Origin of the sequence: Burkholderia sp. AU18528 (genome assembly GCF_002223215.2) — a bacterium.
In the GTDB taxonomy this organism is placed as follows: Bacteria; Pseudomonadota; Gammaproteobacteria; order Burkholderiales; family Burkholderiaceae; genus Burkholderia; species Burkholderia semiarida.
Genome location: NZ_NKFC02000006.1, coordinates 1,966,850 through 1,988,909, shown reverse-complemented (window position 1 = coordinate 1,988,909; position 22,060 = coordinate 1,966,850). Strand labels below are relative to the sequence as shown.

Below are 22,060 nucleotides of genomic sequence, written 5' to 3'. Positions count from 1 at the left end.
ATGAAAGTATCGGCAGACATTCGTGCATTGATCGAACGCCGCAAGGCAGGCTACAGCCTCGAAGCGCCGTTCTACACGAGCGAGGACATTTTCGCGCTCGACATGGAGGCGATTTTCCGCCAGCACTGGATCCAGGTGGCGATCGAACCGGACATTCCCGAGCCGGGCGATTACGTGACCGTGCAGTTGGGCAACGATTCGATCCTGATCGTGCGCGACGACGACATGGCGATCCGCGCGTTCCACAACGTGTGCCGTCACCGCGGCGCGCGCCTGTGCAACGAAGATAAAGGCTCGGTCGGCAACATCGTGTGCCCGTACCACAGCTGGACCTACAACCTGACGGGCCAACTGATGTTCGCCGAGCACATGGGCGAGAAGTTCGACCGTTGCAAGCACAGCCTGAAGTCGGTGCACGTCGAGAACCTCGCGGGCCTGATCTTCATCTGCCTCGCCGACGAGCCGCCCGTCGATTTCGCGCAGATGCGCGCCGAGATGGAACCGTACCTGCTGCCGCACGATCTGCCGAACACGAAGATCGCCGCGCAGATCGACATCATCGAGGAAGGCAACTGGAAGCTCACGATGGAGAACAACCGCGAGTGCTATCACTGCGTCGCGAACCATCCGGAGCTGACGATCTCGCTGTACGAATACGGCTTCGGCTACCAGCGTTCCGACGCGAACGCCGAAGGCATGGACGCTTTCGCCGAGACCTGCGTGCGCCGCGGCAAGGAGTGGGCGGAGATGGGCCTGCCGTCCGCCGAAATCGAAAAGCTGCTCGACGTGACGGGTTTCCGCACGCAGCGCCTGCCGCTCGACCGCCACGGCGAATCGCAGACGCTCGACGCGAAGGTCGCGTCGAAGAAGCTGCTCGGCGGCTTCGACAAGGCCGACCTCGGCGGGCTGTCGTTCTGGACGCAGCCGAACTCGTGGCACCACTTCATGAGCGATCACATCGTGACGTTCTCGGTGATCCCGCTGTCGGCCGGCAAGACGCTCGTGCGCACGAAGTGGCTCGTGCACAAGGACGCGAAGGAAGGCATCGACTACGACGTGAAGAACCTCACGGCCGTGTGGAACGCGACCAACGACCAGGATCGCGCGCTCGTCGAATTCTCGCAGCGCGGCGCGACCAGCAGCGCGTACGAGCCGGGCCCGTATTCGCCGTACACGGAAGGTCTCGTCGAAAAATTCTCGGCCTGGTACATCGGCCGGCTCGCCGAACAAACCGGCGCGTAGTCGTCAGCGGAACAGCAAGCGGAGCAACTGATGAAACGACCCTCACGTTCACTTCGTTCACTGCCCCCCGCGGGGGCGGTCAGCCTCCTTGGGGCGGCCCTGCGGAGGCTGACATGATGCGAGATGCGGCCAATTTCGAGCCGGCGGACAGCCGGGTGACGCGCCCGGCGTTCTGGAACGCGCTGCCCGAGCGCTGGACGAGCGACGTCGAGGAAACGCTGGTGTGCTGCCACGTGCGGCAGGAAACGCACGACGTGAAGAGTTTCTTCTTCCGTTCGCCGCAGGGCCGCACGTTTTCGTTCGAGCCCGGGCAGTTCCTCACGCTCGAGCTCGACATCGACGGCGAAACGATCAACCGCTGCTACACGATCTCGTCGTCGCCGGCGCGGCCGCACACGGTGTCGATCACGGTGAAGCGCGTGCCGGGCGGCAAGGTGTCGAACTGGCTGCACGACAACCTGCAGCCGGGCGCGTCGGTGCGCGTGCTCGGCCCGGCCGGCGAATTCACGTGTGCAAGGCATCCGGCACGCAAGTACCTGTTCCTGTCGGCCGGCTCGGGCATCACGCCGCTGATGTCGATGAGCCGTGCACACCATGATCTCGCGGAAGATCGCGACATCCTGTTCGTGCACAGCGCACGCACGCCGGACGACATCATCTTCGCGCGCGAGCTCGACCTGATCGCGTCGAACCACACGAATTTCCGCACGTCGTTCGTCGTCGAGCGCGTCGGCGCACGCACCAACTGGCCGGGCGTCACCGGCTTCCTGACGCTGCCGCTGCTGAAGCTGATCGCGCCGGATTTCATGGAACGCGAAATCTTCACGTGCGGCCCCGCACCGTACATGAAGGCGGTGCGCGACCTGCTCGACGAAGCCGGCTTCGATCGCAAGCAGTATCACGAGGAAAGCTTCTCGTTCGAGACGCTCGCGCAGACCGCGAGCGACGAGCTGCTGGCCGATCTCGCGCCGCCGGCCGAAGGCGACGCCGCCGGCACGAAGCAGTACACGGTCAGCTTCGCGAAGAGCAATCGCGAGATTTCGTGCGGCTCGGAGCAGCACGTGCTCGACGCGGCGCGCCAGTCGGGCGTGCGGCTGCCGGCATCGTGCACGCAGGGCATGTGCGGTACGTGCAAGGTGAAGCTCGTGTCGGGGCAGGTCGAGATGAAACACAACGGCGGCATCCGCCAGCGCGAGATCGATCAGGGGATGGTGCTGCTGTGCTGCAGCAAGCCGCTGTCGGATCTCGTGATCGACAAGTAGTCGCAGGCGCCATCGGCTGTCCGGGCGCGTCGCGTCCGGACAAGCATCTGTCGGAAAACAACGATACCGCGGATTTGTGGTTGAAGAACCTAGAGAGACAACGCGCACGGTGCGCAGACCAAGGAGATCGACCATGAAATTGTTCGGAAAACTGTTTTGGGCCGGCGCACTGTCGGCGATGGCGGCACTGAGCGCATCGGCGCTCGCCGATACGAAGCCGACGCTGAAAATCGGTTACGTCGAAGGCTGGGATGACAGCGTCGCGACGTCGAACGTCGCCGCGCGCGTGATCGAGAAGAAGCTCGGCTACGAGGTGAAGCTCGTGCCGGTCGCCGCCGGGATCATGTGGCAGGGCGTCGCACGCGGCGATCTCGATGCGACGTTGTCCGCATGGCTGCCGGTCACGCACGGCTCCTACTGGAGCGAATACAAGAGCAAGGTCGTCGACCTCGGCGCGAACTTTCCCGACGCGAAGATCGGCCTGATCGTCCCCGATTACGTGAAGGCGAAGAGCATCGACGATCTGAACGCCGAGAAGAGCAGCTTCGGCGGCCGCATCGTCGGCATCGATGCCGGTGCGGGCGTGATGCGCAAGACCGACGAAGCGATCAAGAACTACGGGCTGAGCTACACGCTGATGCCGAGCTCGGGCAGCGCGATGACGGCCGAGTTGTCGCGCTCGGTCGGCGCGAACAAGCCGGTGATCGTGACCGGCTGGGCGCCGCACTGGATGTTCGCGAAGTGGAAGCTGCGCTTCCTCGAGGATCCGAAGAAGGTGTTCGGCGGCGCCGAGCACGTCGACAGCGTCGTGAATCCGGGCCTCGAAACCAAGGCGAAGCCGGTCGTCGCGTTCCTGAAGAAATTCCAGTGGAAGCCGGGTGAAATCGACAGCGTGATGCTGGCGATCCAGAACGGCTCGAAGCCCGAAGCGGCCGCGGATGCGTGGATCGCGGCGCATGCCGACCGCGTGAATGCGTGGACGGAAGGCGCGCAGTAAGCCTCCCCGCATACGCCGTACGAATCATCATAACAACACGCCGGGAATGGCATGCAGGAATCCGAAACAATGAGGGTGAAATGCAGCCATATCCCGGAATTCTTTTTCGGATTCTGCAAAAAAGCGCGTAAGTTGTTACACTAGCGCCCTTGTGCGGAGTCATCCCGCTTTGTATCGGAGCAGCGTAAACGTTGAAGCGCTTACGCTGATCGAGAGGAGGAATTGGATGAGTCAAGCAGGACTGCGTGCTAATCGCACCAGTGATGTCGAGGCAACCATCTCACATGATTCGACGGGCCACACGCTGCATCGTGGCCTGACCTGGAAAGACGCTTTTTGGGTAACGAGCGGCGTGCCGGCAGGCGTGCTGTTCACGATCGGCGGCGTATGCGCGACGATCGGCCAGCCCGCGTGGGCGATCTGGATCGCCGCGATCACGATGGGGCTGGTTCAAAGCGCGACTTATGCGGAAATATCGGGGCTATTTCCGCATAAATCGGGCGGTGCGTCGGTGTATGGCGCGATCGGCTGGGTCCGTTACAGCAAGCTGATTGCCCCGGTGTCCGTGTGGTGCAACTGGCTCGCGTGGTCGCCGATGCTCGCGCTCGGCTGCGGCCTCGCGGCAAGCTATGCGCTCACGAGTCTCTTTCCCGCCAATGCGGCGGTGCTGCACTGGCAGCTCAAGGTTGCGGATCTCGGATTCATCAAGCCCGGTCTGTCTTTGCGGATCAACGCGACGTTCATCATCGCGACGATTCTGCTTCTCATCACGTTCAAGCTTCAGCACAGCGGTGCGTCGAAGGCCGCGCGTACGCAGCGCATTCTCGGCATCGCGTCGCTCACGCCGCTCTTGATCGTCGGCATCGTGCCGTTCGTCACCGGCGACGTGCCGATGTCGAACCTGCTCCCGTTGCTGCCGCTCGGTCACGACGCGCAGGGCAACCTCACGGCCGCGACCTTCGGCTCATGGAACGGGCAGGGCGTGACGATGGCGCTCGGCGCGATGTTCATGGCCGGCTGGGCGTCGTACGGTTTCGAGACGGCCGTCTGCTACACGCGTGAGTTCCGCGATCCGCGGCGCGATACCGCGAAGGCGATCTTCTGGTCGGGCGCGCTGTGCCTCGTCGTGATGACGCTCGTGCCGATGGCGTTCCAGGGCGCGCTCGGCACCCAGGCGATGCTCGATCCGGCGATCGGCGACGGCACCGGCGTCGCAGCCGCGATGGCGAAGATCGTCGGCGGTGGCGCGTGGGTCGCGAATGCGGTCGTCGTGATGCTGATGCTGTCGATCCTGCTGATCGTGATGACGTCGATGATGGGCTCGTCGCGCACGCTGTACCAGGCATCGGTCGACGGCTGGCTGCCGAAGTACCTGTCGCACGTGAACGAGCACGGCTCGCCCACGCGCGCGATGTGGACCGACCTCGGCTTCAACCTCGTGTTGCTGATGATGTCGGACTACATGACGGTGCTGTCGATCTCGAACGTCTGCTACATGCTGTTCGTATTCCTGAATCTTCAGTCGGGCTGGATACACCGGATGGATCGCGGCGACTGGGATCGGCCGTTCCGCTGCCCGACGTGGCTGCTCGTCGCGGGCTCGATCTGCGGGTATGCGAACCTCGTCTATGTTGGCGCGGGCGCGAACCTGCAGGGCGAGGGCACGTTGCGTAACGGGCTGATCGCGATGCTGCTGATCGTGCCGGTGTTCCTGTATCGCCACTACTGGCAGGACCGCGGCCGATTCCCCGCGCAGATGCAGCGCGACATGGAGCTCGAAGTGCCGAAGCGCGCGCCGTGGCTGAGCCTGATGCCGTATGCGGCGTTGATCGGCGCGGCGCTCACGATCTGGTTGTCGTACTACTTTGCTTGGGTGAAGTGAGCGCCTGAGACTCGCTCGCCCGGAGCGCACGCACACGGTTTCGGCGCGGCGTCGCGATGTCGCGCGACCTGAATGAAGAACGCCCGGCTGGCCGCAAGGCCGGTCGGGCGTTTTTTTTCATGCCGCGTGCGCGTGGTCAGCCGGCCGGCTCTTCGTCGCTCGCGCGCATGTCGTCGTCGAGCGTGCGCATGAAACGCGTCGGCACCATCACGACCGGATGTGGCGCGCTGCTCTCGGCGTCATTGGTATCGAGCAGTGCGAATGCTTCGGCAATCAGCCGCTGCACGTCCTGCCGCAGCATCGTGACGTCGAACGGCAAGCGCGCGGCGAACGGATCCCAGTCGAAGCAGCCGACGGCCGTGCGCTGCCAGAGATCCCACGGCAACTCCGACGCGAAACGGACGAGCCCTTCGAACGACGTGATCGAGTTCGTCAGCATGCCGGCAGGCAGCCGGCCGAGCGTCTCGTAGCGTCGCGCGAGCGCCTCGCGCGCGGCGGCGGGCGCGTAGCCGCAACGCTCGATCGCGTCGTGCGGCGGCGGCGGCAGGCCGCGCGCGGCGAACGCGTCGTGAAAGCCCGCGATGCGCATCTCCGTCGCGTATTCGCCGGCGATGCCGCCGAGCAGCATCAGTTCGTTTGCCGAATTGCCGCGCGCGATCATCTTGTCGATCAGCACGTCGGTCAGCGCCCGCGCGCCCGCGCGGTTGTCCGACACGACCGACGGCGCGCCTTCTCCCGGCAGGTCGACGTTGATCGACGGTATGCCGGCCGCGTCGCACAGCGCGTTGAGCGGAGCCGGATTGCGTACGCCAGCGATGAACAGCAACTCGACGCGCTGCGCGAGCAGCGTCTGTGTAACGTTCAGTTCGACGTCCCGGTCGCGCTGCGTGCCGACGACGATCGGGCACAGGCCGCGCCGGCGCGCCTCGTCCTCGAAGGTTTCCGCGAGCCCCGCGAAGAATCGGTTGCGGTAGTGCGGGATGACCATACCCGCCAGCCCCGAACGCGACAGGCGCAGGCCGCGCGCGCTCAGGTTGACGTTGTAGCCGAGCGTCTTGGCGCTGTCGAGAACGCGGGCGGCCGTCTCCTCGCTGATCCGGTAGCGCGCCCAGTTACCGTTCAGCACCATGCTGACCGTGGACGTGGATGCGCCGGTCGCCTTCGCGATGTCGTAGATCGTGGACTTGCGTCCGGTAGTCGTGCGGGCCATCTGCGTCGTTGCTCCCCTCGAGTGCGTTCTGGTCCTGATGATGCCGACGGTATGCGTTTCGGGACGCGATTCCCTATCAGGGTTTTCCCATGCTTCCCGTCGGAGCTAAATGGATTCAGCATACATGAAACAGTTTGCTGAATGGATTTAGCAACTGACCGCCATGTCGCGGCTCGAGAGCCCGGCGACGGTCGCCTTCGGATGGAGGAGACATGTCTGTGAACTTCTTGCGCACGGTATGCGCGGGCGTGGCTGCGTTCGCGCTCGCAACCGGTATCGCGTCGGCGTCGCCCGACAAGCCGGTGATCGGCGTCGTCGTGAAGATCGGCGGCATTCCATGGTTCAACGCGATGGATGCGGGCATCCGGAAGCGCGCCGAGCAACTCGGCGTGAAGGCGTTCATGGTCGGGCCGACCAGCGCGGATCCAGCGCTGCAGGTGCGCGCGATCGAGGACCTGATCGCGCAGAAGGTCGACGTGATCGGCGTGGTGCCGAACGATGCCGAGGTGCTCGAGCCGGTGCTGCAACGCGCGCGGGCCGCTGGCATCAAGGTCATCACGCACGAATCGCCGAAGCAAAAGAATACGGACTGGAATTTCGAGCTGGCGTCCGCGAAGGGGTTCGGCGAAGCGTATGCGAAGAATCTCGCCGCCGCGGTAGGCGGCAAGGGCGAATACGCGGTGTTCGTCGGCTCGTTGACGGTACCGCTGCACAACGCATGGGCCGATGCCGCGATCGCTTACCTGAAGGCCAACTATCCGGGCATGAAGCTCGTGGGCGACCGCTACGGCGTGGCCGAGGATGTGGACGCTTCGCGCAAGACCGCGCTCGACCTGATGCGCGCGCATCCGGACCTGAAGGCGATCCTCGCGTTCGGCAGTCAGGGGCCGATCGGCGCCGCGCGCGCGGTTGCCGAGCGGCAGGCGAAGGGCAAGGTGATCGTGCTCGGGCCGTTTTCCCCGGGGCAAGGCAGGCGCCTCGTGCACGACGGCGTGCTGAGCGGCGGCTACATGTGGAATCCGGCGCAGGCCGGCGAGGTGTTCGTCACGCTCGGCACGATGCTCGCGAAGGGGCAGCCGGTCAAGGACGGCACGACGATTCCGGGGCTCGGCGTCGTGCATCCGGACGGCCACAACCTGATCGTGAACCAGCTCGTCGAGCTGAACGCGAAGACCGTCGACGATCTCGCGAAGCAGGGGCTGTGAGCGACGCACCCCGGCGCGACGCGTCATGTGACGCGGTCGTTCCACTCGCCCGATGTTCGATTGCAGGCCCTAACGGAGCATAGCGATGATGTCTGCCCATTCCCGCGAAGCCGCGGCGTCCGGCCGGTCGGTCAGGCCATCGGCCGCGTGCGCGGCCGGCGCGCCGCTGCTCGAGCTCGACAACGTGTCGAAGACGTTCGGCGGCGTGCAGGCGCTGCAGCAGGTGCGTTTCGACGTGATGCCGGGCGAAGTGCTGTGCCTGGCCGGCGAGAACGGCTGCGGCAAGAGCACGCTGATCAAGATCGTGAGCGGTGTCCATCGTCCGGAACCCGGCGCGGTGATCCGCTTCGACGGCAAACCGGCGGTCGATCTCGATCCCATGCGGGCGCGCGCGCTCGGCATCCAGGTGATCTGGCAGGACCTCGCGCTGTTTCCCGAGATGACGGTCGCCGAGAACATCGCGTTCGAGCAGAACCTCGGCGCGCGTCCGCGGCTGGTTCACTACGGGCGGATGAAGACGGCCGCGCGGCAGATTCTCGCGCGGCTCGGCGTCGAGCTCAATCTCGACAGGCCGGTGCGCACGCTCACGATCGCGCAGCGGCAGGTCGTCGCGATCGCACGCGCGCTCGTGGCGCAGGCGCGCCTCGTGTTCATGGACGAACCTACCGCGTCGCTCAGTCACGCCGAGACGCAGGCGCTGCTTGCGATCGTGCGCCGCCTGTCGGCCGACGGCATCGCGGTGGTGTTCGTCAGTCATCGGCTCGCGGAAGTGCTCGACGTCTGCGCGCGCGTGACGGTGATACGCGACGGTCGTCATGTCGGCACGTTTCCGACGGCCGGGATGACGCAGACGCGGCTCACCGAACTGATGACGGGACGCACCTTCGACTACGCGGTGCGCACGACCGACCTGTCGACCGCACCGGCCATGCTGCGTGTCGACGGACTGTCGCGGCGCGGCGAATACGATGCGGTGTCGTTCGAGGTGAGGCGCGGCGAAATCCTCGGCCTGACGGGGCGGCTCGGCGCCGGGCGCACCGAGTTGGCGCTGTCGCTGTTCGGAATGACGCGACCGGATGCCGGCACGATCACGCTCGACGGTCGGCCGCTGTCGCTGCGCTCCAACCGCGACGCGATTCGCGCCGGCATCGCCTATGTGTCGGAGGACCGCCTGCAACTGGGGCTGGTGCAGCCGCAATCGATCGGCGACAACACCGCGATCGCGGTACTCGACAGCTTGCTTGGCGCGACGGGTCTGATTTCGCCGCGGCGGCGCGACGCGCTGATTCGCGACTGGGTCGCGCGGCTCGCGGTGAAGATCGGCGGTCCCGACGACGCGGTATCGACGCTGTCGGGCGGCAACCAGCAGCGCATCGTGCTCGCGAAATGGCTCGCGACGAAGCCGAAGCTGCTGATCCTCGATTCGCCGACGGTCGGCGTCGACGTCGGCGCGCGCGCCGGCATCTTCGCGATCGTTCACCGGCTCGCGTCGGAAGGGATGGCGATCGTGCTGATTTCCGACGAGATTCCCGAGGTCTACTTCAACGCGGACCGTATCCTGCACATGCGCGACGGCCGGATCGTCGCCGAATACGTGCCGGGCCGCGAGCCGATCGACCACATCGAGCGAGACGTTCATGCGTAACCTGCAACCCTTCGGCATCGGCGCGAGCGAAGCGTGGCTGCTCGCCGTGATCGTCGCGATGGCGGTCGGCCTCGGCTTCGCGACGCCGACCTTCCTGACGCTGTCCAACCTGTTCGACCTGCTCAACCAGAGCGCGGTCAACATCATCTTCGCGGTCGGGCTGCTGATCGTGCTGATCGCGGGCGGCATCGACATCTCGTTCGCGGTCGGCGCGTCGGTGGTGCAATACCTCGCCGCGCTGTCGCTCATGCGGCTCGGCGGCGGCAACTGGGCGCTCGGCTTCGCGTTCGCTGCCGGCTTCGGCATCCTGCTCGGCGCGGTGAATGCGACGATCATTTACCGGTTCCGCGTCGTGTCGATCGTCGCGACGATCGCGACCTTCAATATCTTCTTCGGCGGGCTGATGTTCGTGACGGGCGGCGTGTCGATCTACGACCTGCCGGACTGGTGGATGAATCGCATCGCGATCGTGCAGGTCGAAACGACGGGAGGCGTCGCGTCGCTCGGGCTGCCGGTCGCGGTGATGGCCATCGCCGTCGTCGCGACGTGGTTCCTGTTGCGCCGCACGACGCTCGGTCGTCAGCTCTACGCAACGGGCGACAACCCGGAAGCCGCACGGCGCGTCGGCATCGATGTCGCGACGATGCATTACGTCGCATACGGCTGGCTCGGGATGATGGCGGGCATCGCCGGGCTGATGCAGGCGCACTACGTGCAGGAGGTCGTGCCGAATGCGCTGTACGGCCGCGAACTGGACGTGCTCGCGGCCGTCGTGCTGGGCTGCGCGCGGCTCGGCGGCGGGCGTGGCTCCGTGCTCGGCGCAATCCTCGGCATCCTGCTCGTATCGATTACCGCGAACGGGCTCAACCTGCTCGGCGTGTCGCCGTATGCGTTCAAGATGATCGTCGGCGCCGTCATCCTGATTGCGATCACCGTGTCGAGCGACGGCGTCGCCCGGCTGGCCGGCTCGCGCTTCCTGTCGCCGCGTGCGAGGGCATGATCATGAAACATGGGCAATCCCGGCGCCTGGCAGTGCTGTCCGTGCCGGCCGACGTGGCCGGCCTGCTCGGCTTCCTTGCCTGCGTCGTCGTGGCGATGAGCCTGGCATCGGATCGCTTCCTCACGGACGGAACCTTCGTGTCGATCGCGTTCCAGCTTCCCGAGCTCGGGCTGTTCACGCTCGCGATGCTGATGCCGCTGGTGTCCGGCGGCTTCAATCTCGCCGTTACGTTCACCGCGAACATCGCGGGGCTCGCGATGGCGTGGGTGATCCAGTCGCACGGCGGCCCGGAGGCCGGCATCGCAGCGGTCGCGCTCGGCATCGCGGCGGCGCTCGCGACGGGCGCCGCGGCTGGCTGGCTGATCGGCGCGGTGATCGCCTGGACGGGCGCGAGCCCGATCCTCGTGTCGCTGTCGGCGATGATCTTCCTGCGCGGCCTTGGCGAATTCCTGACGCGCGGCGGCGACATTTCCGGGTTCCCGCCGGTCGTGCGTGCGATGGGCAACGGGCTGTGGCTCGGCGTGCCGGTGCCGCTGTGGATCTTCGCGGGCTGCGCGCTGCTGTGGCACATCGTGATGACGTATTCGCGGCTCGGCTTCGTCACGCGGATGATCGGCTCGAACGCGGAGGCGACGCGCTACTCGGGCATCTCGACCACGCGCGCGATCACGCGCATCTACATGCTGTCGGGGCTGATGTGCGGCGTCGCCGGCGTCGTGATGCTGTCGCGCTTCAACTCGGTGCGTGTCGGCCACGGCGAGGCGTTCCTGCTGATCTCGGTGCTTGCCTGCTTTCTCGGGCGTGTCGATCCGTTCGGCGGCTTCGGTCGCGTCGCGCCGGTCGTGATCGCGCTCGTGATCCTGCAGGTGATCGCATCGGGCCTCAACCTGCTCGGTGCGAGCCAGCATCTCGCGACCGCGCTGTGGGGCGCGTTCCTGCTCGCGGTGATGCTGGTGCGCTGGGCATGGGCGCGGCATGCGTCGCGGCCGCGCAGGCCCAGTTCAAGTGCGGCGCCTGCGCTCGGCGCCCTCGAACCCCCTCAACGGAAGGAGACGAAATGAACAAGCTTGGCGTACATGCACTGGTGTGGGAAGCCGGCTGGAGCCGCGACGCGTGCGTGCGCGCGATCGCGAACACGGCCGAGACGGGCTTCGATTTCATTGAGGTGCCCGCGCTCGATCCCGATTCGATCGATGCCGAATTCACGCGGCGCGAACTCGAACGATCCGGCCTCGGCATCACGTTCTCGCTCGGGCTAGACGCGGAATCCGACATTTCGAGCGGCGACGTGCAGAAGGCCGCGCGCGGCAAGCAAAAACTCGAGGCCGCGCTGCGTGTCGCGCGCGATTGCGGCGCGACGCACGTATGCGGGATCCTGTATTCGGCGTTCCAGAAGAATGTCACGCCGACGACGGCTGCCGGCGTCGCGATGTCCGCGGACATCCTCGCGCAGGTGGCCGACATGGCCGCGCAAAGCGGCATCACGCTCGGGCTCGAGGTCGTCAATCGCTACGAGTCGAACGTGCTCAACACCGCGTCGCAGGGTGTCGAGCTGTGCCGACGCATCGCGCGGCCGAACGTGAAGGTGCATCTCGACACGTATCACATGCATATCGAGGAGTCGGACGTGACGTCGGCGATCCGCGATACGGGCGAGCATCTCGGCTACGTGCATGTCGGCGATTCGCATCGCGGGTATCTCGGATCGGGCAACGTCGATTTCACCGCGGTGTTCCGCGCGCTGGTGTTCAGCGGCTACACGGGGCCGATCACGTTCGAGAGTTTTTCGTCGCGCGTCGTCGGCCAGCCGCTCGAAGGCATCCTCGCGATCTGGCGCAACCTGTGGGAAGACAGCCACGATCTCGCCGCGCACGCGCTGACCTTCACGCGCGTGCAGCTCAAGTCCGCGCGCGAGGCACTGAAGCAGGCCGAGCGGAGCCGTCTGCCATGAGCGGCGCGTCGACGGGCGCGCGACACATCGACCGCGAGGCGTTGGCCGCACGCCTGCTGCGCGCGAAGCTGGACGGCAACGATCTGATCAATGTCGACAGGGTGCTGGCGCACAGCCTTCCCGCCGATTTCCTGGCGGGCAACGCCTGATAGAGGCCGGCGCGGCGCCCGTTTACGAAAACACCACCGTCCGGTCGCCGTTCAGAAACACCCGCCGCTCGATGAACGCCTTCACCGCGCGCGCGAGCGTCAGCGATTCGACATCGCGCCCCACCGCAAGCAGTTGCTCCGGCCGCAGCGCATGATCGACACGCTCGACGACCTGCTCGATGATCGGGCCTTCGTCGAGATCGTCGGTCACGAAGTGCGCGGTCGCGCCGATCAGCTTCACGCCGCGCGCATGCGCCTGGTGATACGGCTTCGCGCCCTTGAAGCCGGGCAGGAACGAGTGATGGATGTTGATCGCGCGGTTCGCGAGTTTCGCGCTCGTCTCCTGCGACAGCACCTGCATGTAGCGCGCGAGGATCACGAGCTCGGCGCCGCTCGATTCGAAGAAGTCGAGCCATTGCGCTTCCTGCTGCGCCTTGGTCTCCGCCGTGATCGGGAAGTGCCGGAACGGCAATCCATGCTGCGCGGCGAGCGGCTCGAAGTCGGGGTGGTTCGACACGATGCCGACGATGTCCATCTTCAGCTCACCCATGCGCCAGCGGAACAGTAGATCCGCGAGGCAGTGCTCGAGCTTCGACACCATGATCAGCACCTTCGGCCGCGCGTTGACATCGTGGATCGCCCACTGGATGCCGCCATCGTGGCCGGCGAGTCCGGCCGCGATCGGCGCGAATTCCTGGCGCAGCGCGTCGATCTGCAACGTCTCATCCGTCGGATGAAAGACGCAGCGCACGAAGAAGCGGTTGCTGAGATCGTCGTCGAACACGTTCAGCGCATCGACATAGCAGCGATGGCGATCGAGAAAGCCGACGACGGCGGCGACCTGACCGGCCGCGCTCGGGCACGAGAGTGTCAGGACGAATTGATCGGGGCGGTGCTCGGCGGTCATGAGACTCCTCGGATGGCAGGGGGCGTACGGCCGCGCGGCGGCGCACGACAGCGCCGCGCCGCGTGGGTAGCGGGAGGCTCAAGTAAATCAGGACGATTTCGCGGCGGATAGAACCAACGCGCCGTGTGGCTGGTATCGGTGCGCCAGCGGGCGGGCGAGGGCCGCAGGGTGCGGGCCGTGTCAGGCCCCCGCGCACGCGTCGAGCAGCCAGCGCCGGAACACGTGGGTCGCGTCCGGCTCCGGCCGCTGCGGCGGCCGCACCAGGAAGTAGCCGCGCGACGTGACGACGGGCGCATCGACGAGCTTCACGAGCTGGCCGCTCGCGACGAGTTCGTCGACGAGCGGCGACCAGCCGAGCGCGACGCCTTCGCCGAGCAGCGCCGCGTGGATCACGAGCGCATAGCTGTTGAAGGTCACGCCGCGCGCGGCGGCCGGCGGTTCGAGCCCGTGCGCGTCGAACCAGCCCGCCCACGACAGCCAGCGCTCGGGGCGCGTCGGCTGCACGTGCAGCAGCGGCAGCGCGAGCAGGTGGTCGGCCCGCGCGACGCCCCGGTGCGCGTCGCGAAACGCGGGCGAGCACACGGGCGTGACGGATTCCGGAAACAGCCGCGCGGCCGTGCACGACGGCCAGTGGCCGTCGCCGAACAGGATCGCGATGTCGCCGTGGTCGCGTTGCGCGTCGTAATCCTGTGACGTGACGACGCGCACGTCGACGTCCGGCATCACGCGCTTGAGCCCGGCCAGGCGCGGCATCAGCCAGTAGGTCGCGAAACCGAAGTCGGTGACGATCGTGAGCGCGCCGTGCTCGCGGCGCGCACGCAGCGTCGCGGTCGCGCCGCGCAGCGTGTCGAGGCTCAGCCGCACGGCTTCGTACAGGCACTCGCCGTCGGCCGTCAGCGTGACGCCACGCGGGCTGCGTTCGAACAGCGGCACGCCGAGTTCGGCTTCGAGCTGGAACACCTGCTGGCTCACGGCCGGCTGCGTCGAGCCGAGCTCGCGCGCGGCGGCCGTGAAGCTCGCGAGCCGGGCGGCCGATTCGAACGCGCGCAGCGCCTGCATCGACGGTAACGGTTCGGGTTTCGACATAAGTCCCTCTAATGGCCCCATAAGGGCCGGACGCCTACCCGCACGAATTCGGGCGGGCGATAGTGCAGCGGACGGTACGGCACATGCGCTTCACGCGCCGGCGGCAACGGATTCCGCGATTCTAGCCAGCGCGGCCCCGGCGCGCGGCAGTTTCCGCGGGCCGCCTCCGTCATGCCGGACGTCTCGCTGCCCGAGCGGCGAGCCGTTCCATTCGAACACCGCTTTTCCCACGATCGCCGATGACGAACCCGACACCCAACATCCTGATCCTGATGGCCGACCAGCTCACGCCGTTCGCGCTGCCCGCGTACGGCAACCGCGTCGCCCGCACGCCGACGCTCGACCGGCTTGCGGCCGAAGGCGTGGTGTTCGACGCCGCGTACTGCGCGAGCCCGCTGTGCGCGCCGTCGCGCTTCTCGCTGCTGACCGGCAAGCTGCCGTCGGGCATCGGCGCCTACGATAACGCCGCCGAATTGCCCGCGCAAACGCTGACGTTCGCGCACTACCTGCGCGCGGGCGGCTACCGGACGATGCTGTCCGGCAAGATGCACTTCTGCGGGCCCGACCAGTTGCACGGCTTCGAGGAGCGCCTCACGACCGACATCTATCCTGCCGATTTCGGCTGGGTGCCCGACTGGGACAGCCCGACCGAGCGGCCGAGCTGGTATCACAACATGAGCTCGGTGCTCGACGCCGGCCCGTGCGTGCGCACGAACCAGCTCGACTTCGACGACGAAGTGACGTTCGCCGCGAAGCAGAAGCTATACGACGTCGCGCGCGAGCGTGCGGCCGGACACGATGCGCGGCCGTTCTGCATGGTCGTGTCGCTCACCCATCCGCACGACCCGTATGCGATCACGCGCGAATACTGGGATCGCTACGACGATGACGAGATCGACATGCCGGCCGTGCGGCTCGATGCGGCCGAAAGCGATCCGCATTCGCAGCGGCTGCGCTTCGTCTGCGAGAACGACCGCACGCCGCCGACGGACGCGCAGATCCGCGCCGCACGCCGCGCGTATTACGGCGCGACGTCCTATGTCGACACGCAGTTCGGCAGCGTGCTGGCCGCGCTCGAGCAATGCGGGTTCGCCGACGACACGATCGTGATCGTCACGTCCGACCACGGCGACATGCTCGGCGAGCGCGGGCTCTGGTACAAGATGACGTTCTTCGAGGGCGGCTGCCGCGTGCCGCTGATCGTGCATGCGCCGGGCCGCTTCGGCGCCGCGCGCGTGCGCGGGCCCGTGTCGCACGTCGATTTGCTGCCGACGCTCGTCGATCTGGCCGGCGCGGCGCCCGCCGGCGGCTGGCCGGACCCGGTCAACGGCGCGAGCCTCGTGCCGCATCTGCACGGCACGCCCGCGCACGACGTCGCGTTCGGCGAATACCTCGCGGAAGGGGCGCTCGCGCCGATCGTGATGATCCGCCGCGGCGACTGGAAATACGTGCATTGCCCGGCCGATCCGGACCAGCTCTACAACCTGTCGGACGACCCGCGCGAGCTCACGAATCTGGCCGGTCGGCCGGAAGCCGCCGACGTGCTCGCCGCGTTCCGTGCGGAGGCCGGGCAGCGCTGGAACCTGCCCGAGCTGGACCGGCAGGTGCGCGCGAGCCAGCGGCGCCGGCGCTTCCATTACGCGGCGACGACGCAGGGCCGCATCCACGCGTGGGACTGGCAGCCGTTTACCGACGCGAGCCAGCGCTACATGCGCAATCACATCGAACTCGACACGCTCGAGGCGATGGCGCGTTTTCCGCGCGTCGGGCGCTGAACGTCCGGCAGTGCGAACATTGACGAACGACGGAGGAAGCGGACGATGAAACGGCAATGCGATGCAGCAATTCGAAGGATCGGCGCGGCGCTCGCCACCGCCGCGTGCGTGGCGGCGACGCAGCCTGCGACTGCCGCCGATCCGGGCACGTGCGGCGACGTGAAGATGGCGGCGCCCGGCTGGACCGACATCGATGCGACGAACGCGATGGCGGGCGTCGTGCTGAAGGCGCTCGGCTACCGGCAGGCGGTGGCGAACCTGTCGGTGCCGATTACGTACCAGGGTTTGAAGAAAGGCCAGGTCGACGTGTTCCTCGGCAACTGGATGCCCGCGCAGGCGCCGCTCGTGAAGCCGTTCGTCGACGAGAAATCGATCGACGTGCTGCATGCGAACCTGAGCGGCGCGAAATTCACGCTCGCGGTGCCCGACTATGTGGCCGCCGCCGGCGTGCGTACGTTCGCCGATCTCGCGCGCTACGCGGACCGCTTCGACGGCAAGATCTACGGGATCGAGCCCGGTGCGCCCGCGAACCAGAACATCAAGCGGATGCTGTCCGACCACGCGCTCGGGTCCGCGAACTGGTCGCTCGTCGAATCGAGCGAGACGGGCATGCTCACGCAGGTCGAGCGCGCGGTGCGCGACAAGCGCTGGATCGTGTTTCTCGCGTGGGAGCCGCATCTGATGAACACGAAGTTTCATCTGACGTATCTGTCGGGCGGCGACGCGTATTTCGGCCCGAACTACGGCGGTGCGACGGTCAACACGGTCGCGCGTGCCGGGTTCGCCGGCCAGTGCGCGAACCTCGCGCGGCTGTTCCGGCAGATGACGTTCTCCGTCGACGTCGAGAACCGGATGATCGCCGACATGCTCGACAACAAGACGCCGCCCGCGCTCGCGGCGCAGCATGCGCTGAAAGCCGAGCCCGCGCTGGTCGCCGGCTGGCTCGACGGCGTGACGACCGCGGCCGGCGCGCCGGGCCTGCCGGCGGTGCGCGCGGCCCTTGACGGCCGCTGATCGCCTCCCTCCGGGCGGCCGGTTTTCGCCGTGCCGCCTGTCTACGTGTTTTCCCGACCCGTCGCATCGTGACCATTTAGTGTCGCCTTCAGACGGGTGACCCGAAATATGGGTTTGTATTTTTCGCCAATGGCTGCGTTATTGCGGAAAACGAAATACCGAAGCCAGCGGGGCGGTCTGAATTCGAATCCACCGGCGCATCGCGGCACGCGCCGGGACGAGATTCTATCCATCGAATGGTTCAGGGAGGGTGGTCGACAATGAAGCACACGAAAGTTGCCGTAGCCGCCGCGCTTGCATGCGCGGCCTGTATTCCCGCCATCGGACACGCGCAAAGCAGCGTGACGCTGTACGGGATTCTCGACGCCGGTATCACGTACGTGAACAACACGGGCGGCTCGCACGTGGTCAAGTTCGACGACGGCGTCGCGTACGGAAACCGCTTCGGCCTCAAGGGCACCGAAGACCTGGGCGGCGGCCTGAAGGCGGTGTTCGTGCTCGAGAGCGGCTTCCGTCTCGGCAACGGGCAACTCGGCTTCGGCGGCGCGGAATTCGGCCGGCAGGCGTATGTGGGCCTGCAGAACGACTGGGGCACGTTGTCGTTCGGCAACCAGCTCGACATCACGAACGAACTCGTGTCGATCTACAACATCTCGGCCTGGGGCAGCGGTTACGCCATCCACCAGGGCGACTTCGACCGCTTCAACGGCGACCGCCTGCCGAATTCGGTGAAGTTCCTGTCGAACGACATGAGCGGCTTCAAGTTCGGCGCGATGTACTCGTTCGGCAATGTCGCGGGCAACTTCCACCGCAACAGCGCATGGAGCGCGGGCGCGAGCTTCACGAAGGGCGACTTCTCGATCGGCGCCGCGTACACGCGCCTGAACAACCCGAACGGCATCTACGCGTTCGACCCGTACGCGATGATCGGCACGCACACGTTCCTCGGCCAGCAGACCGTCACCGTCGATCCGGCGACCGGCGCACGTACCGACCTGTTCGCGAACACGCCGATGGGTGTCGACAGCCAGGGCACGTTCGGCATCGGCACGAGCTACACGATCGGCAAGCTGACGCTCGATGCCAACTACTCGTACACGACGATCAAGGGCTTCGGCCAGTCGTCGCACATGCAGGTGTACGAAGGCGGCGGCCTGTACCAGTTCACGCCGGCGCTGAGCTTCATCGCCGGCTACCAGCACACGCGCTTCGAAGGCCATCACTGGAACCAGGGCACGGCGGGCCTGCATTACCTGCTGTCGAAGCGCACGGACGTGTACATCTCCGGCGACTACCTGCGCGCGTCGCAGGGCGTCGATGCGGTGATCGGCTACAGCTTCACGCCGTCGACGACGCAGACGCAGGCCGACGTGCGGATCGGGATGCGGCATTCGTTCTGAGCGGGTAGGTGCAGTGTAGTGATGTGACGTCTTCAGCGAGGTCTCTCTTTGGCGCGAACCGTGGTTCGCGCTTTTTTTTGTGCGATGCCGCGGCTCGACGGGGCGCGTGGCCGGCGGCCGGCCGGTTTTCGGCGGTTGGCATATCATCGCGGTTTGGCCGCGCCTGCACCGTTGCCGCACGCACGCATTCGCGTGTGTCGTCGTTTCCCGAACGGTTGCGGTGTGCACCGCCGACCGCCGAGACCCCGATGACCACCCCCGTGCCCGATTCCAGTCCTTTATCCTCGTTACCCGCCGACCTGTTCCGCCACGCACCGTTCCAGCGCTTCTGGGGCACGCGCGTGATGTCGTCGCTGGCTTTCCAGATCCTGTCGGTCGCGATCGGCTGGTACGTGTACGCGCTCACGCACAGTGCGTTCGCGCTCGGCCTCGTCGGCCTCGCGCAGTTCGTGCCGATGTTCGCGCTGACGCTCGTCGTCGGACAGGTGGCCGACCGCTACGACCGCCGGCGCATCGCGACGATCTGCCAGAGCGTCGAAGCACTGGCCGCCGGCGTGTTCCTGCTCGGCGCGCTGCAAGGGTGGCTGGCCGCGCCGGCCGTGTACGCGCTCGCGGCGGTCGTCGGCACGGCCCGCGCGTTCGAGTCGCCGTCGGTGTCGTCGCTGCTGCCGGCCGTCGTGCCGCGCACCGATCTGCCGCGCGCGACCGCGCTGTCGACGTCCGCGAACCAGGCCGCGCAGATCCTCGGGCCCGCGTTCGGCGGGTTGCTCTACGGTGTCGGCGCACCCGTCGCGTTCGGCACGAGCGTCGCGGCCTTCGCGATCGCGGCGGTGCTGAGCGGCACGATTCCGCTGCGCGGCGCGCCGCCCGCCCGCGAGCCGGTCACGCTGCGCTCGGTGTTTTCGGGCATCGCGTTCATCCGGCGCGAACCGGCGATTCTCGGCGCGCTGTCGCTCGACCTGTTCGCCGTGCTGTTCGGCGGCGCAACCGCGCTGCTGCCGATCTATGCGCGCGACATCCTGCAGGTCGGCCCGTGGGGGCTCGGCGCATTGCGCGCGGCGCCGGCGGTCGGCGCGCTCGCGGGCACGCTGTGGCTCACGCGCTTCCCGTTGAAGGGGCGGCCGGGCCGGGCGATGTTCGGCGGCGTGATCGCGTTCGGCATCGCGACGATCGTGTTCGGGCTGTCGAGGCATTTCGTGCTGTCGCTCGTCGCGCTGGCGGCACTTGGTGCATCGGATGTCGTGAGCGTCGTCGTGCGGCTGTCGCTCGTGCAACTGCGCACGCCCGACGACATGCTCGGTCGCGTGAGCGCGGTCAATTCGCTGTTCATCGGCACGTCGAACCAGCTCGGCGAATTCGAATCGGGCGTGACGGCGGCATGGTGGGGCGCGCCGGCCGCGATCGTCGTCGGCGGCGTGGCGACGATCGCCGTCGCGCTGGCGTGGATGCGGTTGTTTCCGCAGCTCACGAACATGAAGTCGCTCGAACGCGATGCGTGACGCGTGACGCGTGATGCGCGATCCCGTCACGCGTCCTGCGTCACGCGCACGGCCGTGCCGTAGCAGATGACTTCCGTGACGCCCGACCCGATCTCGGTCGAGTCGTAGCGCATCGCGACGATCGCATTCGCACCGAGCTTGCGCGCATCGGCGAGCATCTTGTCGAAAGCCTGTTCGCGCGCCTTCTCGCACAGCGACGTATAAAGCGTGATGTTGCCGCCGAAGATCGTCTGCAGCGACGCGCCGAACGAGCCGACGATCGAGCGCGAGCGCACGACGATACCCTGCGCGACGCCGAGCGAGCGGACGGTCGTATGGCCGGGCAGGTCGAACGCGGTCGTGACGCGATCGGGCGACAGGTCGTCGATGGAGCGGGTGGATTCGGTCATGGTGGGCGAGCGTGTAGCGAGTGGTCGAACGACGATTCTAGCCGGACGGAGCAGAGGCATGCGAACGGGCGCACCCGCGCGGGTGAACGCCCGTTTCGTTGCCGAACGAGAAAGCCGCTCGACGACGAATGCTCAGCGCTTGATCGTCGCGCCCGCCATGCCGCCGAGATCGACCGCATAGGCCAGCGCCAGCTTGCCGAATTTCAGCGCATGGTTCGCCTGTCGATCCGAGTTTTCCAGCGTGTCGTTCACCGTGTGAATGTACGGGCTGTCGTTCTGGTCGGCCTCGAACGGGAACGATGCCGGATACCCCTGCGCATTCCACGACGCGTGATCCGAGCACGCATAGCCGCATTGCGACGTGCCGATCGCGAGCTCGGGCAGGTAGGTCGCCGCCAGGTTCTTCACGTAGGTGTTCTGCGCCGCGTTCGTGTAGTCGGTGATCAGGTAGATATCCTTCGGATCGCCCTTGTAGTTCGTCATGTCGAGCTGCAGCACGCCGACCACGTTCGCATTCTGCGTGCGGAACTGCTTCGCGATCGCCTTCGAGCCGAGCAGGCCGGCTTCCTCGGCCGCGTACCCGACGAACTTGATCGTCCGTTTCGGCCGGTAGTTGTTCGCGAGCAGCACGCGTAGCGCCTCGGTCAGGCTGGCGATGCCAGACGCATCGTCGTCGGCGCCGGGCGAGCGCGTGTTCTCCGTCGTGCGGCCGACGGTCGAATCGAGGTGGCCGCCGAGCACGACGGTGCCCGCGGCCGGATCGCTGCCGCGGATCGTCAGGATCACGGATTTCTGCGGAAAACCGGTGTGCGCGAACTGTTCGACGGTGATGTCGGCGCGCGAGCCGGCCAGCTGCTTCCACTGCAGCGCGAGCCAGTCGGACGCCGCGACGCCGTGCGACGTCGTGTAGTAGCGGTTCGTGAAGCCGGACAGCGACGTGATCGTGCCGACGATGTTGCTCGCCTGCAGTTGCTGGATCCACGCGCCGATCTGCGGCACGTTCGACACCGTGTACGCGGGGGCGGCGGCCTGTTTCGCGAGCGTCGCCGGCAACGGCTGCAGCGCCTGCCGCGCGTCGTCGAACGAATCGTGGACGACGTAGCCGGGCCCGTGGCCGCGCGTATGGTGGACGGCGTGGGCCAGTTCGCCGAGCCGGGAATCGTCGATCTCGACGACGTGAACGGTTTCGCGGCGCGCGGCGCCGTCGGCCGCCTTGCCGGCATCGACGGTCGTGCTGTACTGCGCGGTTGCGGACGCATCGATGCGTTGAAGCTGGCGGAACGCGGTGTCGCCGAGCGTGATCCAGACGGGCGTCGCGTGCGCGACGGCGGTCAGCAGCATGCCGCCCAGCGCGGCGCTGAGGCGGGTCGGTGTCAGAGTAGGCATGTTCGATCTCGTGAGGATGGCGATGTCGATGAAGGAAGCGCGCCGCAGGTCGTGCGATGTG

19 protein-coding genes are annotated in these 22,060 nt (G+C 66.9%); 14 read left to right on the top strand and 5 right to left on the bottom strand.

Annotated elements, in window-relative coordinates; genetic code table 11:
- From CFB52_RS25750 to CFB52_RS25730, 4 genes are all read left to right on the top strand, one after another.
- Complete coding sequence (locus CFB52_RS25750) at window positions 1–1,242, top strand: SRPBCC family protein (protein WP_059583196.1); 1,242 nt, start codon at window positions 1–3, stop codon at window positions 1,240–1,242.
- A 113-nt stretch (window positions 1,243–1,355) separates the two neighbouring features.
- A complete protein-coding gene (locus tag CFB52_RS25745) occupies window positions 1,356–2,504 on the top strand; it encodes a hybrid-cluster NAD(P)-dependent oxidoreductase (RefSeq protein WP_059583194.1) in 1,149 nt (382 codons plus the stop codon).
- A 133-nt stretch (window positions 2,505–2,637) separates the two neighbouring features.
- Window positions 2,638–3,501 carry a glycine betaine ABC transporter substrate-binding protein gene (locus tag CFB52_RS25735; protein WP_059642386.1) on the top strand — a complete coding sequence of 288 codons (864 nt, stop codon included), beginning with the start codon at window positions 2,638–2,640 and terminating at the stop codon, window positions 3,499–3,501.
- Between the two features lie 226 nt (window positions 3,502–3,727).
- Window positions 3,728–5,383: an APC family permease gene (locus tag CFB52_RS25730; RefSeq protein ID WP_060011959.1), complete on the top strand. Its 1,656-nt coding sequence runs from the start codon at window positions 3,728–3,730 to the stop codon at window positions 5,381–5,383.
- 136 nt (window positions 5,384–5,519) lie between these two features.
- Here the strand turns inward: CFB52_RS25730 and CFB52_RS25725 are convergent, their stop codons facing one another.
- The gene (locus CFB52_RS25725) at window positions 5,520–6,593 is read right to left on the bottom strand and encodes a LacI family DNA-binding transcriptional regulator (RefSeq protein WP_099317782.1); all 1,074 of its coding nucleotides are present in this window, start codon (window positions 6,591–6,593) and stop codon (window positions 5,520–5,522) included.
- Window positions 6,594–6,805: 212 nt separating this feature from the next.
- Here CFB52_RS25725 and CFB52_RS25720 point away from each other — a divergent pair, with 212 nt between their 5' ends.
- The 6 genes from CFB52_RS25720 (at window position 6,806) to CFB52_RS34795 (ending at window position 12,543) form a co-directional block, all read left to right on the top strand.
- Window positions 6,806–7,798, top strand: a complete 993-nt coding sequence (locus CFB52_RS25720) for a substrate-binding domain-containing protein (RefSeq protein WP_059643225.1) — start codon at window positions 6,806–6,808, stop codon at window positions 7,796–7,798.
- Between the two features lie 85 nt (window positions 7,799–7,883).
- Window positions 7,884–9,443 (top strand): sugar ABC transporter ATP-binding protein, encoded by a 1,560-nt coding sequence (locus CFB52_RS25715; protein WP_060011957.1) that lies wholly within the window; start codon window positions 7,884–7,886, stop codon window positions 9,441–9,443.
- Window positions 9,436–10,443 (top strand): ABC transporter permease, encoded by a 1,008-nt coding sequence (locus tag CFB52_RS25710; protein ID WP_060011956.1) that lies wholly within the window; start codon window positions 9,436–9,438, stop codon window positions 10,441–10,443. Before CFB52_RS25715 ends, CFB52_RS25710 begins: the two co-directional genes overlap by 8 nt.
- 2 nt (window positions 10,444–10,445) lie before the next feature.
- Window positions 10,446–11,504, top strand: coding sequence for an ABC transporter permease (locus CFB52_RS25705; RefSeq protein ID WP_180278259.1), 1,059 nt, complete (start codon window positions 10,446–10,448; stop codon window positions 11,502–11,504).
- Window positions 11,501–12,394 (top strand): sugar phosphate isomerase/epimerase, encoded by an 894-nt coding sequence (locus CFB52_RS25700; RefSeq protein ID WP_060012028.1) that lies wholly within the window; start codon window positions 11,501–11,503, stop codon window positions 12,392–12,394. Before CFB52_RS25705 ends, CFB52_RS25700 begins: the two co-directional genes overlap by 4 nt.
- Window positions 12,391–12,543 carry a hypothetical protein gene (locus CFB52_RS34795; RefSeq protein ID WP_180278258.1) on the top strand — a complete coding sequence of 51 codons (153 nt, stop codon included), beginning with the start codon at window positions 12,391–12,393 and terminating at the stop codon, window positions 12,541–12,543. Before CFB52_RS25700 ends, CFB52_RS34795 begins: the two co-directional genes overlap by 4 nt.
- Window positions 12,544–12,565: 22 nt before the next feature.
- Here the strand turns inward: CFB52_RS34795 and purU are convergent, their stop codons facing one another.
- Window positions 12,566–13,450, bottom strand: coding sequence for a formyltetrahydrofolate deformylase (gene purU, locus CFB52_RS25690; RefSeq protein WP_059584373.1), 885 nt, complete (start codon window positions 13,448–13,450; stop codon window positions 12,566–12,568).
- 180 nt (window positions 13,451–13,630) lie between these two features.
- A complete protein-coding gene (locus CFB52_RS25685) occupies window positions 13,631–14,536 on the bottom strand; it encodes a LysR family transcriptional regulator (protein WP_059643217.1) in 906 nt (301 codons plus the stop codon).
- Between the two features lie 239 nt (window positions 14,537–14,775).
- Between CFB52_RS25685 and betC the strand changes: the two genes are divergently transcribed.
- From betC to CFB52_RS25660, 4 genes are all read left to right on the top strand, one after another.
- Window positions 14,776–16,311: a choline-sulfatase gene (gene betC, locus CFB52_RS25675; protein WP_060011953.1), complete on the top strand. Its 1,536-nt coding sequence runs from the start codon at window positions 14,776–14,778 to the stop codon at window positions 16,309–16,311.
- A gap of 45 nt (window positions 16,312–16,356) precedes the next feature.
- A complete protein-coding gene (gene choX / locus CFB52_RS25670) occupies window positions 16,357–17,325 on the top strand; it encodes a choline ABC transporter substrate-binding protein (protein WP_099317781.1) in 969 nt (322 codons plus the stop codon).
- A gap of 260 nt (window positions 17,326–17,585) precedes the next feature.
- Window positions 17,586–18,725 carry a porin gene (locus CFB52_RS25665; protein WP_059584379.1) on the top strand — a complete coding sequence of 380 codons (1,140 nt, stop codon included), beginning with the start codon at window positions 17,586–17,588 and terminating at the stop codon, window positions 18,723–18,725.
- A gap of 23 nt (window positions 18,726–18,748) precedes the next feature.
- Window positions 18,749–20,224: an MFS transporter gene (locus CFB52_RS25660; RefSeq protein ID WP_373680970.1), complete on the top strand. Its 1,476-nt coding sequence runs from the start codon at window positions 18,749–18,751 to the stop codon at window positions 20,222–20,224.
- Window positions 20,225–20,250: 26 nt separating this feature from the next.
- Here the strand turns inward: CFB52_RS25660 and CFB52_RS25655 are convergent, their stop codons facing one another.
- Both CFB52_RS25655 and CFB52_RS25650 read right to left on the bottom strand, forming a co-directional pair.
- On the bottom strand, window positions 20,251–20,613 hold the full coding sequence (locus tag CFB52_RS25655; protein WP_059584382.1) for a YbjQ family protein: 363 nt from the start codon (window positions 20,611–20,613) through the stop codon (window positions 20,251–20,253).
- Window positions 20,614–20,745: 132 nt separating this feature from the next.
- On the bottom strand, window positions 20,746–21,999 hold the full coding sequence (locus tag CFB52_RS25650; protein ID WP_060011949.1) for a M20/M25/M40 family metallo-hydrolase: 1,254 nt from the start codon (window positions 21,997–21,999) through the stop codon (window positions 20,746–20,748).
- Between the last annotated feature and the right edge of the window lie 61 nt (window positions 22,000–22,060).

What these genes read in the sequence shown, in the direction of transcription:
- purU (WP_059584373.1), bottom strand. Translation starts at nt 13,450, where the DNA reads ATGACCGCCGAGCACCGCCCCGATCAATTCGTCCTGACACTCTCGTGC.
- betC (WP_060011953.1), top strand. Translation starts at nt 14,776, where the DNA reads ATGACGAACCCGACACCCAACATCCTGATCCTGATGGCCGACCAGCTC.
- choX (WP_099317781.1), top strand. Translation starts at nt 16,357, where the DNA reads ATGAAACGGCAATGCGATGCAGCAATTCGAAGGATCGGCGCGGCGCTC.
- CFB52_RS25685 (WP_059643217.1), bottom strand. Translation starts at nt 14,536, where the DNA reads ATGTCGAAACCCGAACCGTTACCGTCGATGCAGGCGCTGCGCGCGTTC.
- CFB52_RS34795 (WP_180278258.1), top strand. Translation starts at nt 12,391, where the DNA reads ATGAGCGGCGCGTCGACGGGCGCGCGACACATCGACCGCGAGGCGTTG.
- CFB52_RS25700 (WP_060012028.1), top strand. Translation starts at nt 11,501, where the DNA reads ATGAACAAGCTTGGCGTACATGCACTGGTGTGGGAAGCCGGCTGGAGC.
- CFB52_RS25735 (WP_059642386.1), top strand. Translation starts at nt 2,638, where the DNA reads ATGAAATTGTTCGGAAAACTGTTTTGGGCCGGCGCACTGTCGGCGATG.
- CFB52_RS25720 (WP_059643225.1), top strand. Translation starts at nt 6,806, where the DNA reads ATGTCTGTGAACTTCTTGCGCACGGTATGCGCGGGCGTGGCTGCGTTC.
- CFB52_RS25750 (WP_059583196.1), top strand. Translation starts at nt 1, where the DNA reads ATGAAAGTATCGGCAGACATTCGTGCATTGATCGAACGCCGCAAGGCA.
- CFB52_RS25710 (WP_060011956.1), top strand. Translation starts at nt 9,436, where the DNA reads ATGCGTAACCTGCAACCCTTCGGCATCGGCGCGAGCGAAGCGTGGCTG.
- CFB52_RS25715 (WP_060011957.1), top strand. Translation starts at nt 7,884, where the DNA reads ATGATGTCTGCCCATTCCCGCGAAGCCGCGGCGTCCGGCCGGTCGGTC.
- CFB52_RS25730 (WP_060011959.1), top strand. Translation starts at nt 3,728, where the DNA reads ATGAGTCAAGCAGGACTGCGTGCTAATCGCACCAGTGATGTCGAGGCA.
- CFB52_RS25655 (WP_059584382.1), bottom strand. Translation starts at nt 20,613, where the DNA reads ATGACCGAATCCACCCGCTCCATCGACGACCTGTCGCCCGATCGCGTC.
- CFB52_RS25725 (WP_099317782.1), bottom strand. Translation starts at nt 6,593, where the DNA reads ATGGCCCGCACGACTACCGGACGCAAGTCCACGATCTACGACATCGCG.
- CFB52_RS25665 (WP_059584379.1), top strand. Translation starts at nt 17,586, where the DNA reads ATGAAGCACACGAAAGTTGCCGTAGCCGCCGCGCTTGCATGCGCGGCC.
- CFB52_RS25745 (WP_059583194.1), top strand. Translation starts at nt 1,356, where the DNA reads ATGATGCGAGATGCGGCCAATTTCGAGCCGGCGGACAGCCGGGTGACG.
- CFB52_RS25705 (WP_180278259.1), top strand. Translation starts at nt 10,446, where the DNA reads ATGAAACATGGGCAATCCCGGCGCCTGGCAGTGCTGTCCGTGCCGGCC.
- CFB52_RS25650 (WP_060011949.1), bottom strand. Translation starts at nt 21,999, where the DNA reads ATGCCTACTCTGACACCGACCCGCCTCAGCGCCGCGCTGGGCGGCATG.